14 protein-coding genes and 1 pseudogene are annotated in these 18,251 nt (G+C 44.1%); 7 read left to right on the plus strand and 8 right to left on the minus strand.

From position 1 onward, the window contains the following. Positions 1-261: 261 nt before the first annotated feature. From ACO1B7_RS14140 to ACO1B7_RS14170, 7 genes are all read right to left on the minus strand, one after another. On the minus strand, positions 262-2,115 hold the full coding sequence (locus ACO1B7_RS14140; RefSeq protein ID WP_423090272.1) for an ABC transporter ATP-binding protein: 1,854 nt from the start codon (positions 2,113-2,115) through the stop codon (positions 262-264). 226 nt (positions 2,116-2,341) lie between these two features. Continuing rightward, positions 2,342-3,616, minus strand: coding sequence for a mechanosensitive ion channel family protein (locus tag ACO1B7_RS14145; RefSeq protein ID WP_005266301.1), 1,275 nt, complete (start codon positions 3,614-3,616; stop codon positions 2,342-2,344). 165 nt (positions 3,617-3,781) lie between these two features. Continuing rightward, positions 3,782-4,318 carry a DUF2058 domain-containing protein gene (locus ACO1B7_RS14150; protein ID WP_004647065.1) on the minus strand — a complete coding sequence of 179 codons (537 nt, stop codon included), beginning with the start codon at positions 4,316-4,318 and terminating at the stop codon, positions 3,782-3,784. A gap of 15 nt (positions 4,319-4,333) precedes the next feature. Then, positions 4,334-5,008, minus strand: coding sequence for a YoaK family protein (locus ACO1B7_RS14155; protein ID WP_174894375.1), 675 nt, complete (start codon positions 5,006-5,008; stop codon positions 4,334-4,336). A 42-nt stretch (positions 5,009-5,050) separates the two neighbouring features. Further along, entirely contained in the window at positions 5,051-6,247 is a 1,197-nt protein-coding gene (gene sstT / locus ACO1B7_RS14160) for a serine/threonine transporter SstT (RefSeq protein WP_423090273.1), read from the minus strand. A gap of 328 nt (positions 6,248-6,575) precedes the next feature. Continuing rightward, on the minus strand, positions 6,576-8,324 hold the full coding sequence (locus ACO1B7_RS14165; RefSeq protein WP_191112255.1) for a SulP family inorganic anion transporter: 1,749 nt from the start codon (positions 8,322-8,324) through the stop codon (positions 6,576-6,578). 216 nt (positions 8,325-8,540) lie between these two features. Further along, positions 8,541-8,858, minus strand: a complete 318-nt coding sequence (locus tag ACO1B7_RS14170) for an ArsR/SmtB family transcription factor (protein ID WP_004280410.1) — start codon at positions 8,856-8,858, stop codon at positions 8,541-8,543. Positions 8,859-9,139: 281 nt separating this feature from the next. Between ACO1B7_RS14170 and cysK the strand changes: the two genes are divergently transcribed. The 5 genes and pseudogenes from cysK to ACO1B7_RS14195 all read left to right on the plus strand — a co-directional run bounded on the left by cysK (position 9,140) and on the right by ACO1B7_RS14195 (position 13,901). Further along, entirely contained in the window at positions 9,140-10,138 is a 999-nt protein-coding gene (gene cysK, locus ACO1B7_RS14175) for a cysteine synthase A (protein ID WP_191112256.1), read from the plus strand. A 217-nt stretch (positions 10,139-10,355) separates the two neighbouring features. After that, positions 10,356-10,787, plus strand: a pseudogene (locus ACO1B7_RS14180) (heavy-metal-associated domain-containing protein); the annotation flags it as partial. Beyond that, complete coding sequence (locus ACO1B7_RS14185; RefSeq protein WP_423090325.1) at positions 10,776-13,250, plus strand: heavy metal translocating P-type ATPase; 2,475 nt, start codon at positions 10,776-10,778, stop codon at positions 13,248-13,250. The pseudogene ACO1B7_RS14180 and the gene ACO1B7_RS14185, both read left to right, overlap by 12 nt. Then, positions 13,250-13,657 (plus strand): Cu(I)-responsive transcriptional regulator, encoded by a 408-nt coding sequence (gene cueR, locus ACO1B7_RS14190; protein ID WP_034436442.1) that lies wholly within the window; start codon positions 13,250-13,252, stop codon positions 13,655-13,657. The genes ACO1B7_RS14185 and cueR overlap by 1 nt, the downstream gene beginning before the upstream one ends. Positions 13,658-13,706: 49 nt before the next feature. Further along, positions 13,707-13,901, plus strand: coding sequence for a heavy-metal-associated domain-containing protein (locus tag ACO1B7_RS14195; RefSeq protein ID WP_423090274.1), 195 nt, complete (start codon positions 13,707-13,709; stop codon positions 13,899-13,901). A gap of 93 nt (positions 13,902-13,994) precedes the next feature. On the opposite strand, the gene ACO1B7_RS14200 is transcribed toward ACO1B7_RS14195, so the two are convergent. Continuing rightward, positions 13,995-14,600 (minus strand): TetR/AcrR family transcriptional regulator, encoded by a 606-nt coding sequence (locus ACO1B7_RS14200; protein WP_195726010.1) that lies wholly within the window; start codon positions 14,598-14,600, stop codon positions 13,995-13,997. 499 nt (positions 14,601-15,099) lie between these two features. On the opposite strand from ACO1B7_RS14200, the gene ACO1B7_RS14205 reads away from it, so the two are divergent. Together ACO1B7_RS14205 and ACO1B7_RS14210 are read left to right on the plus strand one after the other, a co-directional pair. Next, the gene (locus tag ACO1B7_RS14205; protein ID WP_253148405.1) at positions 15,100-16,881 is read left to right on the plus strand and encodes an acyl-CoA dehydrogenase C-terminal domain-containing protein; all 1,782 of its coding nucleotides are present in this window, start codon (positions 15,100-15,102) and stop codon (positions 16,879-16,881) included. A gap of 83 nt (positions 16,882-16,964) precedes the next feature. Next, a complete protein-coding gene (locus ACO1B7_RS14210) occupies positions 16,965-18,134 on the plus strand; it encodes a thiolase family protein (protein WP_423090275.1) in 1,170 nt (389 codons plus the stop codon). Positions 18,135-18,251: the final 117 nt, after the last annotated feature.

Below are 18,251 nucleotides of genomic sequence, written 5' to 3' on the forward strand. Positions count from 1 at the left end.
AGTCGCATCCCAGCATCTGTTTGCTCAGGACAGGACGATTGGTCTAGTTTTATTAAGAATTGAACAGGACTTTATCAGAGCGCTTTCAGAACTAGAGAATTATGTCATTTCATTAAAATGCCAGATAGATGGCAACTTAAGGTTCATCTGTATAGAAGATTTTAAAAAGAAAGGTCTGGGCAAAGTTTTCCTTTTTCCAGACCTGTTCAATATTAAGGACGAGCAAATCATTAGAAGTTTTGAAATCTTCTAGAGATCATATTATTCATGATCTTTTAATGCTTTGACCTGTTGCTGAATCAGCATGCCACCAGTTTGACGCTGCCAAAGTTGGGCATAGATGCCATTTAATGCCACCAGTTCATCATGCGTGCCTTGCTCGGCGATTCGACCTTGATCCAGTACAATCAGACGATCCATCTGGGCAATGGTAGACAGGCGATGCGCAATTGCAATCACGGTTTTACCTTGCATCAAGTCGTCCAGACTGTTTTGAATTGCTGCTTCGACTTCAGAATCCAGCGCACTGGTCGCTTCATCCAGAATCAGAATCGGCGCATCTTTCAGGAATACACGTGCAATTGCAATTCGCTGACGCTGTCCGCCGGAAAGTTTCACGCCACGTTCACCGACATAGGCTTCATAGCCTTTTTTGCCACGCAAATCCGTCAGATTAGGAATAAATTCTTCTGCTTTGGCTTTACGCACAGCTTCAAACATTTCTTCATCAGTCGCATCTGGACGACCATATTTAATGTTTTCCGCGACAGTGCGATGTAGCAGTGAAGTATCTTGAGTCACTAATGCAATATTCTTGCGCAAACTGTCCTGAGTTACATCGTCAATATCCTGACCATCAATCAAGATACGACCCTGGTTAATATGATAAAAATGCAGCAACAGTTGAATCAGGGTAGATTTCCCTGCACCTGAACGGCCGACAATACCAATTTTTTCACCTGGGCGAATGGTCAGATTAAACTGATCAATCACATTTTTATCATTATAGGCAAAGCTGACATTTTCGAATTTAATTTCACCGTGATTGAGCTGTAGCTCTTTGGCACCCGGTTTATCTTCAATGGCAATTTTGCGGCCTAAAGTTTTCATACCATCCTGAATGGTACCGACATTTTCAAACAGGGCTGAGGTCTGCCACATCATAAATTCGGCAATACTGTTCAGTTTCAGTACCATTGCCGTGGTTGCTGCAATAATGCCTAGCTCGGCCTGACCTTCCATCCACAACCAGATCGCGGTACCCAGTACGCCACCGTACAACACCACACTTAAGAGCAAGATGCTGATTTCGTATTGCGCACCCAGACGCATCTGTTTATATACCGTTACCATAAATTCCTGCATAGAGGTCTTGGCATACTGGCTTTCACGACCGGCATGAGCAAATAGCTTGACGGTCTGAATATTGGTATAGGCATCCGTAATACGCCCGGTCATGACGGCACGGGCATCCGCCTGAGCATTGGAAATTTTGCTCAAACGTGGAATGAAATAACACGCTGCACAGATAAACAAGGCTAGCCAGACCATCAATGGAATGATCAGCAAGGGTGAAATTGCACCCAAAACAATATTGATGGTGATGAAATAAATCAGCACATAAGCCAGCATGTCACCCAGAATGACCCAGAATTCGCGTACTGCCAGAGCGGTTTGCATAACTTTGGCCGATAATCGTCCGGCAAAATCATTGTGGAAAAAATCCAGGCTTTGTTTCATGAGCAGATTATGAAAGCGCCAGCGTAAACGCATCGGGAAATTGCTATACAAAATCTGATGCTTAATTAGGGATTGGGCGCTAGCGAAAAAAATATTGGCCAGAAGAACAATACTCAGTAAGGTTAAATTGCTAGCATGCTGTTCCAGAAAAGTATCGGGCTGGCTTTTACTGAGCCAGTTCACCAGCTCACCAATTTTTGAATACAGAAAAGCTTCGAAGCTGGCAGCACCGGCAGTACACAGTACCAGAATCAGCAAATAACGGCGGACTCCATAGGCTGCCTGCCAGACAAATGGAAAAAACTTGGTCGGTAAAGGTTGGTTCAGATTTTTGGTGGGATAGGGGTCAACCAGTCTTTCAAGCCATCGAAACATTATCGTACTCTTATCATGCATTTTGCTTTTCGGGAATTATAAAGGATTCTGTTTTTTTAAGCCCGTAATTGGGTGAAATTGCCACAAAATGATTCACTCAATTAAAACTTGGATTATAAAAATTAAACTAAAGCCAGATTTATGCCAGTCAGGTTTTAAATAGATGAGGAAATAAAAAAGCCTGAAATGCAGCAGCACCTCAGGCTTGGAATTGGATGACTTGTGTTTAAGTAATAATGGAAGATGGTTGAGTAAATGCTTCCTTTAAATCAAGACCTGAAGGCGCTTGATAGACCTTTAAACCAAATTCCGGAATAATCGCCAGCAGATGATCCATGATATCAGACTGGATATTTTCATACTCGACCCAGGCGGTGGTATTGGTAAAGGCATAAATCTCTAACGGTAAACCCTCACTGGTTGGCTGTAATTGGCGCACCATCAGGGAATGATTTTTACTAATGCCCGAATGCTGTTGCAGATAAAACTCTACATAAGCACGAAAGGTTCCTAAATTGGTAAGACGGCGCTGGTTATATTGCGAATGATGGCTCAGTTGCAGGTTAAATTGTTCCAGTTCCTCTGATTTGGTATTCAGGTATTGATCCAGCAAAATAAAATTTTTCAGCTTATTCTGTTCTTCAGCCGACATAAAATGTACGCTGCTTTGATCAATATGAATCGAGCGCTTGATCCGGCGCGCACCGGCTTCCTGCATACCACGCCAGTTTTTAAAGGTATCCGTCACCAGTTTATTGGTCGGAATCGTGGTCACTGTTTTATCAAAGTTCTGTACCGTAATGGTATGTAATGACATATCAATGACATCGCCATCCGCGTTCAGCGAGGGCATTTCGATCCAGTCGCCAATACGCACCATGTCATAGGATGAAATCTGAACCGACGCCACCAGCGACAAAATGGTATTTTGAAAGACCAGCATCAACACCGCGGCCATGGCACCGAAGCCAGCCAGCAAGGTAAAGACATCCTTTTTCAGGAAAGTGCCGAGAATCATCAGGCCACAGACAATAAAGATAATCAGCTTGACCAGCTGCAAATAACCTTTAATCGGTTTGTTACGTGACTTGGGATTACGCTGATAGACCAGGTTAAAAATATTCAGTAATTCACCAAGAGCTAAGGCAATCGTCAGGAAAATAAAAGCCTGTGCCCCCATTTGCACAAAGGACTCAACCTTGTCAGATAAATGCGGTACTGTGGTAATCCCGTTCATGATCACTACTGCGGGAACAATATTGGCAATCCGGCGAATCACGCTATGCTCAGCAAAAATCTGATTATTGGCAAAAGGCATTCTGGAAATCAGTTGACGTATTCCGCGTACCACAATCTGTTTGGCAAATAGATTGGCAAGAATCGCCAGTAAAATCACAATACTCAGTGAAGATAGCATTTCCAGCCATGGGTACTGATTTGCCCATTCTTGAATATTCCGAATAAAATTAAACTGTTCCAAACGATCTTTCTCTTCAATCAAAAATTTAGATCAAGTTTATAGTTTTGGATCAGATTTTTTAATATTGGATAACTTTTTAAAACATATTTGTTAATGTGAATTATTAAATAACAGCACATACAAATAAAAAACCGGCGAATTCGCCGGTTTCTGATTTTCGATATTTCAGTAATGATATCGCGAGGCTTACCACATCAAATCATCAGGAATAACATAAGCTGCATATGGATCTTCTTCATCGGTGGTTTCTTCATTTTTCTCTGAATTATTCACAATGATAAAGCCCTGCATTTTCGCATTGATACGATCTGCCAGCGCTTTTGGCAAGAAAGCATAGCTGTCATTTTCACGTGCAATGACCAGACTGCCTGCCACCAGCGCATTATAGATCTGCTGGTTTAAATAGACCTTTTTGACTTTGCTGTCATCAATAAACTGATACACCGCATCGCCGTCAGTATTACGGATTTTGTGCTGATTAATCATTTGCATGATTGCGGCTTTCAGTTCTTTTTCCTGCAAAGCTGCTTTTTTCTCTTGCTCAATCGCCTGATCTTTGGCCATTTTTTGCTGTTTGTCTTGTTCAATCTTGGCCTTGATTTCAGCCTCGGTACCGTCACCGGTGCGTTTTTCATGCACAGCCTGTTTAGACAGTTTTTTGGCTTTTTTATTATCGACCAATCCTGCCTTTAACAATTGTGCCTGCAATGCATTTTTAACCATGAGAATGTCCAGATATTAGTCGTGTTGATGTCGATAACGTAAATAAATCACCCAATACGTGAGACTGAGAACCAGACTCAGCACTGCCGGGATCAGGAATGCATTTAATTTTAAATAAGGATATAGCCAGCTGGCAAGAATGCCGCCGCTTAAAAAACCGAACAAAATAAGCAGATGCAGAACCACGCGTCGTGATTCTACCTCTAAACCGCGCAAACGGTAGCCCATCGCCAAGCCGAGGTCGGTCAGTACGCCAGATAAATGCGTGGTGCGAATAATGGCGCCTTTATAATGGCTGACCATGGCATTTTGCACACCCATGGCGACACAGGCCCATAACAAGGCATAGCGCGGGAAATAGGGCAATAATAACCAGCAGATCAAAATAAAAATAGCCACCAAGCTTAAAGGGTAACCATAAAGCTGCCCCAGGCGAAAGTGACTATTTCCAAGAATCAGTCCGCTATAGGATGAACCAATGACATAGCAGAGTGTGACCAGAAAGAGATACAACATCTGTTCTGGTTGCCAGTTTAGCAGGGCCATGGCCAGCATACTGACATTACCGGTCATATGTGAAACAGACTGGTGAAGTACCGTCACCAGACCCAGGACGTTAATCATGCCGGCATTGACCGCAAGAAAAAACGCCCCTAATTGTACCCAGGTAGGTAAACGCTGTAATGGCATAACAAAATCATTGGCTAAACATATTGATTAATCAATATAAAATCAATTTGATGCGCGGTCTACTGCTGTAGTAAATAAAACATCGGTCGATGAATTTAGCGCGGTTTCAGTAGAATCCTGCAATACGCTGATGACCATACCAATCGCAACGACTTGCATGGCGATATCCGAAGAAATCCCAAACAGGCCACATGCAACTGGAATCAGTAACAATGAACCGCCTGCAACCCCTGAAGCGCCACATGCCGAAACGGTTGCCACCACAGAAAGAATGAGCATAGTGCTGAAATCGACGCTAATCCCCAAAGTATTTACAGCCGCCAATGACAATACAGTAATGGTCACAGAAGCACCTGCCATGTTGATAGTAGCACCCAGAGGAATTGCGATACTTGAAGTCGATTCTTTAACACCCAGACGTTTTGCCAGATCCAGATTGACTGGAATGTTGGCTGCTGAACTACGGGTAAAGAAAGCGGTAATGCCACTTTCGCGCAAACAGGTGAACACCAGTGGATACGGGTTGTTACGCGTCATTAAGGCAACCAGAAGCGGATTAATCACCAGTGCCACAAAAACCATCGTTCCGAGCAACACAGCAAGTAAATGTGCATAACTGGTCAGTGTATCCAGACCAGATTCAGCAAAAGTCACCGCAACCAGACCAAAAATACCCACAGGTGCAAAGCTGATCACTAAACGAATCACATAGTTCACTGCAAAGGCTGCATCATTCAAAAGCGTCTTGGTGCTATCCGATGCATGACGGAAGGCAATACCCAAGGCCACTGCCCAAGCCAGAATACCAATAAAGTTTGCTTCAGCAATCGCAACGACCGGATTGGTAACAAAACTGAGCAGTAAATTCTTCAGGATTTCTACCAGACTACCCGGTGGCTGTAAGTCAGCTTGTGCAGCGATATCCAGAAACAGCGTACTTGGAAATAAGATACTCGCAACCACGGCGCTCAGTGCAGCAAGGAACATACCCACTGCATACATGATCATAATCGGTTTGATGGGGGTGTTGGATTGACCCACCTTAAAATTCGCGATAGAAGCTAAAACTAAAATGAAAACCAGAATCGGTGCAACAGACTTCAAGGCTTTAATAAACAGGTCGCCCAATAGGCTTAATGAGGGAGTAGCTTCGGGAAATACCACAGCCACACCCACACCTAAAATAATGGCGATGATGATTCGAGAGACTAAGCTCATGCGCATAAGGGCAGAAAACATAAGGTTGCCTTGTGAAAATTACGAGGGCTAAATTTGGGAAAAAGTTGCGCTATTTTATACTTAATTTAAACAAGGCTTAAAATATATTTTTATATAAAAACCAAGATATTGATATTGTTGATTTATTCTAAAACTAATTGCTTTAAAACAGCGCTTATATTGAAGAAAAACTTCCTAAAATGATGAATAAATCAGCGCTTTTAAAATTGTATTCATGAAATAAATATTAAAGTTAAATAGATAAATTCAAATTATATTTGAAAATTCAGAAAAAACTGCACTTATGACCAGCTGGAATCTCCGGCCATAAGTTCCAGTATCTGCTGTTTTAAATCGTATAATCTTTATGCTGTTCAAAGATCTCTGGTGCCAGGTCCTGAATCGCCTGAAAATGGGTCAGATAAATGCGCCCGCTCAGATGCGTCATCAATTTAGAAGCTTGCAGCTTGTCCATGACCGGACCTTTGACTTCGGCAAAATGCAGGCGAATATCCAGTTTGGCCAATTCTGCATTTAAATCTTCCAGCATTTCCAGAGCACTCAGATCAATCGCACTGATGCTGGAACAGTTAATAATCACATGTTGCAGCTGGTCATTCAGGCTGATCGCATTGATCAGATAACCTTTAAAGCTATTGGCATTCAGAAATGTCAGATTCTCATCAATCCGCAGTGACAGCACCCGGTTTGAGGTACTGACCTGATGCCGCTGAATATTGCGAAAATGCTGGGTTCCTTCCACTAGACCGACAACCGCAATATGCGGTCGGCTGATTCGCCATAACATCAGCACAAATGTCGATACGATCCCAATGATCAAACCGGTCGAAATATCAATAAGAACCACGCCCAGAAAGGTAATCCACATGGCAAGGCCATCTGCCTTGGAATAGCGCCAGGCATCAAAAAATGGCTGAAAATTAACCAGCTTCCAGATGGAAACAATAATCGTCGCGGCCAGAATGGTCAGCGGCAGATCTTCAAAAAATCCGGTAAAGAACAGGCTCACGAAAATAATCAGAATCGAGGATAAAACACCGGCCATAGGTGATTTGGCACCGGCATCGGCATTCACCACCGTCCGCGACAGGCTGCCGGTCACAGGAAAAGCTGAACTCACGCCTGCACTGATATTGGCCAGACCGAGCGCGATCAGTTCCTGATTACTGTTTAAATGACTGCGTTGCTGTAAGGCCGTGGCTTGAGCAATCGATAGTGACTCCACAAAACTGATCATGGCGATCATGCTGGCACCCGGTAACAAGGTCATCACCAATTCCCAGTTCCAGTGTGGAAAAGACAAGGGTGGAAAACCGGACGGAATTGCACCGACCGTTTTAATACCCTGAAGCTTTAAATCCAGAAAGACAATCGCCGCAATCCCCAGACACACCAGAATCAGCGGCACTGCACGTACCAGAAAATCTGTATAGCCGATCCGGCTTTGTACCGCCTGAGATTTTAATAACTTGGGCAGATAGATCAGCAGACCGATAGAGAACAGGCCGAAAATCAGGCTCGGCACGTGCAGCAGCGGGAAATATTGCAGCAAACTGCTGACAAACTCCGGAAGGTTATTGGCTTTTAAAGGAAGATCGACCAAAAACTTTAACTGCCCAAACGCAATCAATAAGGCAGAGGCAATAATAAAGCTTTGAATCACGGGATGACTGATCAACTGGATCAGAAAACCAAAACGGAATAATCCCAAAAGCAGGGAAATAATCCCGACCATCAGTGCCAATAAAGTCGCAGCTTCAATATAGACTGGTGAGCCGACTTCAAAAAGTGGATTGAGCGTAGCAAAAGTCATCATGGAAATGATGGCTACCGGGCCAATCGATAAAGTCGAACTCCCACCGAGCAGCGCATAAATGATCATCGGCAGGATGCTGGCATATAAGCCCATGATCGGCGGCAATCCTGCTAGCATGGCATAGGCCATCCCTTGAGGCACCAGCATCGCCACCACAATCAGGGCGGCTAGCACATCGGACTTAAATTTGACCGGCGTATAGTGGCTTAACCATGCCCAGGCAGGCAGTTTATGCAGAAGTTTAGACTTGGAATTTTGCATAAAAAGGTCTAAATCACAAATATAGATATATTATGCACAAATTCTGCTAAGAAGTCTTAGCTGATCTAGATTCTTGATGAATCATGTTTAAAATGAAACATCTGGGTCAGTCGCAGATCATTTAAAAAACTCTATGATCGTGATCTTAGTGGTGTAGAACGACCTCAATAAGAGTTTAAAGAAACTTATCTTGATGACTGAAAAAAGAAAGATTCTTTATTTAGCTGGATTGCCACAATACAATTGATAAAGGGTATTTAAGACCACAATCAAATTTTGATCTTTAATTGAATAATAAATCTGTTTGCCGTCGCGTCGGGTATCTACTACATCGCTTTTACGCAGCATCATGAGCTGCTGGGAAAGTGTCGGCTGTTTAATCTCAGTTATTTCCTCAATTTCTGAAACATTCAGTTCCGCTTGAGACAGATGACATAAAATGAGAAGACGGTCGGTATTGGCCAGAGATTTTAAAATGCCAACGACCTGTTCTGCTGAATCGCGCATAGTCGTGATTTCAAAATCGGTTTTCATTCAATATGTCCATTATAAAGTTACAGCCCGTTAATTATACGGGTCTTAGCCCGTAATACCTTGCTAAAAACAGTTAAGTTTTATGGTTTTTAATGAATTGAATTATCAATTAAAATTATATTTTAAATATTGATAGATAAGATAAATTTATTGCATAGTGCAGAAAGTATTTTAGTTCACATTCGTGCAATCAAGTGCAAGTTTCATCAAACATCTACAAAGCAAAAAAATGCTTGTATGATGTTTATGTGACTTGAACCAATAACATCAGGGATATCATCATGAGTACAGATTCAGCTTTTCCAACACCGAGTAATTTAGGTATAGCGGTTTATAGTAATAATGCAGACGCGATTGGAAATACACCGCTTGTTCGTATTAATCGTGTGATTTCCGCTCCGGCCACGGTACTTGCGAAAATTGAAAGCCGTAATCCGGCATTCTCAGTCAAGTGTCGTATTGGTGCCGCGTTGATTAATGATGCTGAAAAATCTGGCAAGCTCAAATCCGGTATGCATATTGTCGAGCCAACCAGCGGCAATACCGGTATTGCATTGGCCTTTGTTGCGGCAGCCAAAGGTTATGACATTACTTTGACCATGCCTTCAAGCATGAGTATTGAACGCCGTAAGGTGGTGAAAGCATTGGGTGCCAATCTGATATTGACTGATCCGGCCAAAGGCATGAAGGGCGCGATTGAAGAAGCACAACGTCTAGTCAATGAAAATCCTGAACTGTACTACCTGCCACAACAGTTTGAAAATCCGGCCAACCCTAAAATTCATGAAGAAACCACGGGCCCAGAAATCTGGGAAGCGACTGCGGGCAATGTCGATATTCTGGTCGCAGGTGTCGGAACGGGTGGAACTATTACCGGTATTTCACGTTACTTTGAAAAAGTAAAAAATAAGCCTTTATATTCAGTGGCGGTGGAACCCGCTGAGTCTGCGATTATTGGTCAGGCCAAACGCGGTGAAGACATTACACCTGGACCACACAAAATTCAGGGGATTGGTGCCAACTTCATTCCGGGCAATCTGGACCTAGACCTCGTTGATGAAGTGATTGCCATTAATAGCACAGATGCAGTCGAGTGGGCACGTAAAACGGCAGCTCAGGAAGGTATCCTGGTCGGCATTTCAAGTGGCGCGGCTATGGCAGCAGCGGCACAATTGGCGGCTCGCCCTGAAAATGCCGGTAAAAATATTGTGGTGATTTTGCCAGACGGTGGTGAACGTTACCTGTCTTCGATCTTGTTTGAAGATATTTCTGCCGAATAACATTGATGCATTTTATATTTTAAATACTGCCATACAAGCCTGAAGTCATCTTCGGGCTTTTTATTGGGTGATTTTAAATCGCAGCAGGACGCTGCATTTTTAAATCGCAGCAGGACGCTGCATTATTTTTAAAATAGTCAGATGAAGGACTTGACCTTACCATGATGGGAATGTTTAAGCTATAACATCAACAATGAGTTGAGGTGTGGAGATGGGCATGGCAGAACAAGACAGCAACCGGTTATATGAACAGCAGGTGCAGATTGGCGGTATGACCTGCGCCTCCTGTGTAGCTCGGGTAGAAAAAGCCTTGAAAAAAATTGAAGGCGTGGTCGAGGCATCTGTCAATCTATCGACTGAAAAAGCTTTTATTAAAAGCCAGCAGCCAATTGCTGCCGCTGCGCTGGTTCAAGCAATTGAAAAATCCGGTTTTGATGTACCGACGCAACAGTTTGATTTAAATATTGAAGGCATGACCTGTGCATCCTGTGTGGCTCGCGTAGAAAAAGCCCTAAAAAAAGTGGAAGGCGTACTGGATGCACAAGTGAATCTGGCCACTGAAAGGGCGCATGTGAGTGCGATCAATTCTGTGCCATTGTTTAAACTAACTCAGGCAGTGCAAAAAGCCGGTTTTGATATTCAGAGCAACCGGATTGAACTGACGATTGAAGGCATGACCTGTGCATCCTGTGTGGCTCGCGTAGAAAAAGCCCTAAAAAAAGTGGAAGGCGTACTGGATGCACAAGTGAATCTGGCCACTGAAAGGGCGCATGTGAGTGCGATCAATTCTGTGCCATTGTTTAAACTAACTCAGGCAGTGCAAAAAGCCGGTTTTGATATTCAGAGCAACCGGATTGAACTGACGATTGAAGGTATGACTTGCGCTTCATGTGTGGCACGGGTTGAAAAAGCTTTATTGAAAGTAGAAGGTCTCAGCGAAGCACAGGTCAATCTGGCCACCGAAACTGCCTGGGTGAAAGCCTCACATTCCCAGATTCCGGCCTTGATTGCTGCCGTGGAGAAAGCCGGTTATCAGGCCACAGTAAAATCCGCTACGGATATGTCGGCAGATAGCCATGGTGCTTTTCAGGAAAAGAAAGCCAATGAAACGGCACAACTGAAACGAGATTTATGGCTTGCCGTCATTCTGACAGCACCTGTATTTATTCTGGAAATGGGCTCACACCTGATTCCGGCTTTTCATCATTTTATTGCACATACGCTGGGAACCCAGAACAGCTGGTATCTGCAGTTTGTGCTGACCACTTTGGTACTGATTATTCCGGGACGGCGTTTTTATCAGCATGGGATTCCTGCATTATTACGTCTGGCACCGGATATGAACTCGCTGGTGGCCGTTGGAACCATTGCCGCCTATGGCTTTTCCTGTATTGCGACCTTTTTTCCGCAGTTGTTACCGCAGTCCACCGTGCATGTGTATTTTGAAGCGGCCGCCGTCATTGTCGCGCTGATTTTACTGGGGCGCTATCTGGAAGCCAAAGCCAAAGGGAAAACCTCAGAAGCGATTCAGTATCTGATCGGCTTGCAACCGAAAACAGCCCGAGTACAACAAAATGATCACTGGGTTGATCTGGCAATTGCCGATGTACAACAAGGCATGCTGATTGAAATCCGTCCGGGTGAAAAAGTCGCCGTCGATGGTGAAGTGGTTGCTGGGCAAAGTTATATTGATGAAGCGATGATTAGCGGTGAACCTTTGCCTGTGGCCAAACAGGCTGGCGATCAGGTTGTCGGCGGTACGGTAAACCAGAATGGAACCCTACAAATCAAAGCTACTGCGGTCGGCCAAGATTCGGTACTGGCGCAGATTATTCAGATGGTAGAACAGGCGCAAGGCTCAAAACTGCCAATTCAGGCGGTGGTCGATAAAGTGACTTTATGGTTTGTGCCGGCTGTTATGGCACTGGCGGCCTTGACCTTTATGGTCTGGTTCCTGTTTGGGCCTGAGCCGAATCTGACCTACGCCTTGGTAAATGCGGTCGCCGTACTGATTATTGCCTGTCCATGTGCGATGGGGCTGGCGACTCCTACTTCAATTATGGTCGGAACTGGCCGTGCAGCAGAACTGGGCGTGTTGTTCCGTAAGGGCGAAGCATTGCAGTTAATGCAGCAAACCAAAGTCGTCGCGCTGGATAAAACTGGAACCTTGACTGAAGGAAAACCATTGCTGACCGACTTTGAAGTCACCGCTGATTTTAATCAGCAGACCGTATTACAGCTGGTGGCTTCGGTAGAGGCCAAGTCAGAACATCCGATTGCCCACGCCATTGTTCAGGCTGCTCGCGAGCAAGAGCTGGAACTGATGGACGTGACGGATTTTGATTCGATCACTGGTGCAGGGGTAAAAGCACAGGTTGCTGGTCAGCAGCTGCATATCGGTGCAGAACGTCTGATGCAGGACTTGGGCTTAAATGTCGATCTGTTTAGAGCCACTGCACAAAAGCTCGGTGATCAGGGTCGTAGTCCTTTATATGTAGCGATTAATCAGAAACTGGCTGCGATTATTGCAGTAGCCGATCCGATTAAACCAACTACTTATAGCGCGATTCAGGCCTTGCATGACCAAGGTCTTAAAGTGGCGATGATTACCGGGGATCACCAGCATACCGCACAGGCGATCGCCAAACAGTTGAAAATCGATCAGGTGATTGCCGAAGTCTTGCCGCATGAAAAAGTCAATGCAGTACGACAACTCCAGCAGCAATACGGCGTGCTCACTTTTGTTGGGGATGGAATCAATGATGCACCGGCATTGGCCCAGGCCGATGTCGGTATGGCGATTGGAACCGGTACCGATGTCGCGATTGAAGCAGCCGATGTGGTGTTGATGTCAGGCAATTTACAGCATGTGGCTACAGGCATTGGTTTAAGTCAGGCGACCATGCGCAATATTAAACAGAACCTGTTTTGGGCCTTTGTCTACAATATTGCCTTAATTCCGATTGCCGCGGGTGTGCTTTATCCATTTTGGGGTATATTGTTATCGCCAATGTTTGCCGCAGGTGCGATGGCGTTGTCCTCCGTGTTTGTCGTCAGCAATGCCTTGAGATTAAAAGCCTATCAACCGGTGCAGTTTAAGGAGTCAGTATGATGAATATTGGTCAGGCGGCAAAACGTTCTGGCATCTCTGCGAAAATGATTCGTTATTATGAAGACATTGGTTTGTTGCCGGCTCCGAAACGCAGTGATACAGGTTATCGGGTTTATAGTGATGCGGATATTAAAATCTTAAGTTTTATCCAGCATGCACGTGAACTGGGATTTTCTTCAGAGCAAATGAAAGAATTACTCGGCCTGTGGCTGAACAGCTCACGCCAAAGTAGTGAGGTCAAACAGCTGGCACAAAAACATATCCAGTTTTTACAACAGAAAATTGCCGATATGCAGCATATGCTATTAATTTTACAGCAATCGGTTGAGCAGTGTGCCGGCAATGAACAGTCTGATTGCCAGATTTTAAAACAGATTGAACAGGGTGTCGGAACTGAACAGCACTGACATGCGCTGTATTCACATCAATTTTTAAACCGATCCTATGGAGCTAAACATGAAATTCCGTATTGAAAATATAACTTGTGGTGGCTGCGCGCGCAGTGTCACGGCTACGATTAAAGATCTGGATGAAAATGCCACTGTGAATATTGATGTGGCCACTAAACTGGTTGAAGTTGAATCGACAGCCAGTGAATCTGAGATTGTTGCAGCTTTAACCGAAGATGGTTTCCCGCCTGTGGCAGCCTGATCATTGTCGAGTTAGATTGCGAAAGTGATCTTATGCACTCATACAGCCAAATAAAAAATGCCTGATTGAATCAGGCATTTTTTATTCTAGTGATCATACCGATGAGATTTTATCTGGCGTCATGAGTGCCTGATTAATATAAAGTTTAATTAAACGTTCACGTGACCCAATTGCTTTTTGGTAATGGGTCGAATTTAATAACAGCGAAGCGCCATAGGTGACTGTCCAGATATAAGATAAATAATCGCGAATCGACATGGCACTTTCTAAAGCCACCAGATAATCATGGGTGATGTCTTTAATCCGGATAATCCGTTCTTCACGAATACGATAAAGCTCCTGAAATAACTCTTTCAGATTTTTTTCGTTATTGGTTAAACGCTCTTCAATGACATGCAACAGGATGGTTCGGTTTGAATTGAGCATGTGATAAAGCATATATTGTGAAACATAATTTTTAATATCGTTATTATGCTTTTTTGATATTTCTAGAATTCTTTTTTCATTCAGAATAATCAGTTCTAAATATAACTGGTTCTTGCTTTTAAAATGTTTGTAGATGGTTCCTTTTGCGATGTCCAGTTCACTGGCCAGCTCACTCAGGGTAATGTCCTGATTATTATCCAGTAGCAGGCTTTCCGCCATGCTCAGGATCTTCTCTTTACGAAGAAGGAAGTTCTGCTGTCTTACAGTCGTCATCTTCTTGGTCCATACTTTTCGAAAAAGAACCTTTCAAGAATATGCAATTTTGCACGCGATGGCTATAAAACTAAGGTCGTGATATTTATCTCATTTTGTATATTTATGCAGCAACTGCTGACAAATAAAAATAGCGATGCTAAGCAGACAGAAATATTGTCAAGAAAACTGAACCCTAGAGATCAACTTTGCTAAATAAAATTCCATTTTCAGTATAATTATTTTATTGTTTCAGCGCACGAAGCTAAATCCTTCGACTGTTTTAAGCCCATATTCATCAGGGTTTAGCACAGGAAAACGATCAATATTAAGCTGGCATATTCAGTCACTCATACTGAACATGAAGACGTGATTTACAAGGCAAATTTATGAATCTAGATTTAGATTTAATACTGCAAGAATTGGATATCACGATTTTAAAATGGCCTGTCTGGATCCTAATGAAAATTAGAAAATATTTAGCAACAGGATTGAGTATCACCCTTTAAGGAATTTAAAAATGCCGATTTATAATGCGCCGCTAAAAGACATGGAATTTATTTTAAATGATGTATTCCAAGCGGAACAATTTTGGCAAGGTAATGAAAATCTTGCACATTTAGATATGGCGACGGCAAATGCAATTCTGGAAGAGATGGCCAAATTTTCTAAAAATGTCATTCTTGACCTGAATCGTCCTGCTGATGAAGAAGGTGGTGCTCAGTTTAACAATGGTGTGGTGACAACACCCAAAGGTTTTAAAGAAGCTTTCAGACAGTTTGCTGAAGGTGGCTGGGTAGGCTTGGGTGCGCCTGAAGAATGGGGCGGACAAAACATGCCGAAGATGCTCACGGTTCTGGCGGATGAAATGATCTGGAGCACCAACCCATCTTTTATGCTTTATCCACTACTCACTGTGGGTGCAGGTATGGCGATCAATGACCGCGCCTCACAGGAACAGAAAGAAACTTATTTACCAAAATTCTATACGGGTGAATGGTCAGGCACCATGTGTCTGACTGAACCACATTCCGGCACAGATCTTGGCATTATCAAGACCAAAGCTGAACCAAATGAAGATGGTTCGTACAATATTACCGGCACCAAAATTTTTATTACCAGCGGTGAGCATGATCTGAGTGAAAACATCATTCATCTGGTACTGGCGAAAACACCGTATGCACCAGCAGGTTCACGTGGTATTTCATTATTTATTGTGCCGAAATTCCTGGTCAATGCAGATGGATCACTGGGTGAGCGTAATGCAGTATCTGCCGGTTCAATCGAACATAAAATGGGAATTAAAGGCTCGGCGACCTGCGTCATGAACTTTGACGGCGCCAAGGGCTATATGGTTGGCAATGAAAATGAAGGTCTGGCCGGCATGTTCGTGATGATGAACTACGAACGTTTGTCTATGGGAATTCAGGGCATTGGTGCAGCAGAATTTGCCTACCAGAATGCGGCACAATATGCGACGGACCGTTTACAGGGCCGTGCATCAACTGGTGCAAAATCTCCAGAAAAACCAGCCGATTCAATTCTAGTCCATGGCGATGTACGCCGTATGCTGCTCAATGTACGTGCTAACAATGAAGCTTCACGTGCGTTTGCGGTGTATGTAGGTCAACAACTGGATATTACCAAATACTCAACCGACCCTGAAGCGGTGCGTAAAGCGACTGACCGTGTGGCGCTGTTAACGCCAATCGCCAAAGCTTATTTGACCGACAAGGCACTGGATTCTGCACTGGAAGCGCAAATGTGCTTCGGTGGTCATGGCTATATCCGTGAATGGGGCATGGAACAGTGTATTCGTGACCTGCGTATTTCACAGATTTATGAAGGCACCAATGGCGTGCAGGCGATTGACCTGATTGGGCGTAAAACCACCAAATGTAATGGGACTTATATCGCGGAATATATTGCTGAAATCCGTGAATTTGCCCAAAATTTAGATGATTCATTGACGATTAAAACGGCGACATTAGAAGCCTTCCAGCAACTTGAAGATATCACCAAATTCATCGTCGAGCAGTCTAAACTGAACCCTGATTTTGCCAACGCGATTGCTGTCGATTATTTACATGCGGTTGGGCTACTAAGTTTCGTGTATATGTATGCGCGGATTAGCAAAGCCGCTGCAGCCAAAGACGACAGCTACTTCCAGAACAAACTGGTACTGGCCAACTATTATGTGGCCAAAATACTTCCGGATTTGAGTGCACGAATCCAACGTATTCAAGCCGGTGCGGAACTGGTGATGCAGTTGCCTGAAGACTATTTTACCGCACAGGCTTAACCCGCAATGATTGCGAAGGACCAGCCCTACAGCGCTTTGGCTATGTAGGGTTGATAACAATGATGAAAAAGGATGAAACTAAAATGATCGTAATTGTAGATGCAGTACGTACCGCGATGGGCGGTTTTCAAGGTTCATTGTCAAGCTGTACCGCGCCGGATTTGGGTGCTGTGGCAATTAAAGAAGTGGTGGCACGTGCAGGATTGGCGGCCAATGATATTGATGAAGTGATCATGGGCTGCGTACTGCCAGCCGGTTTAAAACAGGGTCCGGCACGTCAGGCCATGCGTCAGGCAGGTCTACCGGATTCAACTGGTGCGACCACCATCAATAAAATTTGTGGTTCAGGCATGAAAGCCGTGATGCAGGCAGCAGATGCGATCAAGGCCGGTTCAGCAGAGATTGTGGTTGCAGGCGGGATGGAGTCGATGTCGAACGCACCATATTTGATGGACAAGGCACGTGCCGGATTCCGTATGGGGCATGGAAAGGTCATTGATCATATGTTCCAGGAAGGTCTGGAAGATGCGGAAACAGGCCTGTCGATGGGAATTCTTGCTCAGGAAATGGCGGATAAAAAAGGTTATACCCGTGAGCAGCAGGATGACTATGCGATTGGTTCCTTAAATAAAGCCGTGACGGCGGTGCAGCAAGGTTTCTTTAAAGATGAAATCGTACCGGTCACTGTCAGTAGCCGTAAAGGCGATGTGGTGGTGGAACAGGATGAACAGCCTTTAAATGCCAAGGCTGACAAAATTCCAACTCTGCGTCCAGCGTTCAAAAAAGACGGAACCATTACTGCGGCAAATGCCAGTTCAATTTCAGATGGTGCTTCAGCATTGGTGATCACCTCGAGCGAAATTGCTGCACAGCGTAACTTAAAACCGCTAGCTAATATTCTGGCCTATGCCAGCCATTCGCAGCATCCGTCAGAATTTACTATTGCACCTGTTGGTGCGATTGAAAAAGTCCTGAAAAAAACCGGTTGGGATGCTCAGGAGGTTGACCTTTGGGAAATCAACGAAGCGTTCGCCATGGTCACTATGTTAGCCATTGATGGCTTTAAACTTGATCCAGCAAAAGTGAACATTAATGGTGGTGCTTGTGCGCTTGGTCATCCATTGGGTTCTTCTGGCTCTCGTATTATTGTGACCTTGATTCATGCCTTAAAACGTACTGGCGGCAAGAAAGGGATTGCGTCCTTATGTATCGGTGGTGGTGAAGCGACTGCGATTGCTGTGGAACTGATTTAAGCACATCCTAAATCGTATATTCAGGTAGCAAACTCAATACTGATTCATTCAAAAGTTGCTGCTCTTGGTTCGCCAGGAGCAGGGATTCTTTAAATCATATTAATTTTTAAAATACAC

Origin of the sequence: Acinetobacter lwoffii, from assembly GCF_049367455.1 — a bacterium.
Classification (GTDB): domain Bacteria; phylum Pseudomonadota; class Gammaproteobacteria; order Pseudomonadales; family Moraxellaceae; genus Acinetobacter; species Acinetobacter lwoffii_W.

Coding starts and splice junctions, on each gene's coding strand:
- ACO1B7_RS14165 (WP_191112255.1), bottom strand. CDS start 8,324: ATGCAAAATTCCAAGTCTAAACTTCTGCATAAACTGCCTGCCTGGGCA.
- ACO1B7_RS14140 (WP_423090272.1), bottom strand. CDS start 2,115: ATGTTTCGATGGCTTGAAAGACTGGTTGACCCCTATCCCACCAAAAAT.
- ACO1B7_RS14205 (WP_253148405.1), top strand. CDS start 15,100: ATGCCGATTTATAATGCGCCGCTAAAAGACATGGAATTTATTTTAAAT.
- ACO1B7_RS14195 (WP_423090274.1), top strand. CDS start 13,707: ATGAAATTCCGTATTGAAAATATAACTTGTGGTGGCTGCGCGCGCAGT.
- ACO1B7_RS14200 (WP_195726010.1), bottom strand. CDS start 14,600: ATGACGACTGTAAGACAGCAGAACTTCCTTCTTCGTAAAGAGAAGATC.
- ACO1B7_RS14170 (WP_004280410.1), bottom strand. CDS start 8,858: ATGAAAACCGATTTTGAAATCACGACTATGCGCGATTCAGCAGAACAG.
- ACO1B7_RS14210 (WP_423090275.1), top strand. CDS start 16,965: ATGATCGTAATTGTAGATGCAGTACGTACCGCGATGGGCGGTTTTCAA.
- sstT (WP_423090273.1), bottom strand. CDS start 6,247: ATGTTTTCTGCCCTTATGCGCATGAGCTTAGTCTCTCGAATCATCATC.
- cysK (WP_191112256.1), top strand. CDS start 9,140: ATGAGTACAGATTCAGCTTTTCCAACACCGAGTAATTTAGGTATAGCG.
- cueR (WP_034436442.1), top strand. CDS start 13,250: ATGAATATTGGTCAGGCGGCAAAACGTTCTGGCATCTCTGCGAAAATG.
- ACO1B7_RS14155 (WP_174894375.1), bottom strand. CDS start 5,008: ATGCCATTACAGCGTTTACCTACCTGGGTACAATTAGGGGCGTTTTTT.
- ACO1B7_RS14150 (WP_004647065.1), bottom strand. CDS start 4,318: ATGGTTAAAAATGCATTGCAGGCACAATTGTTAAAGGCAGGATTGGTC.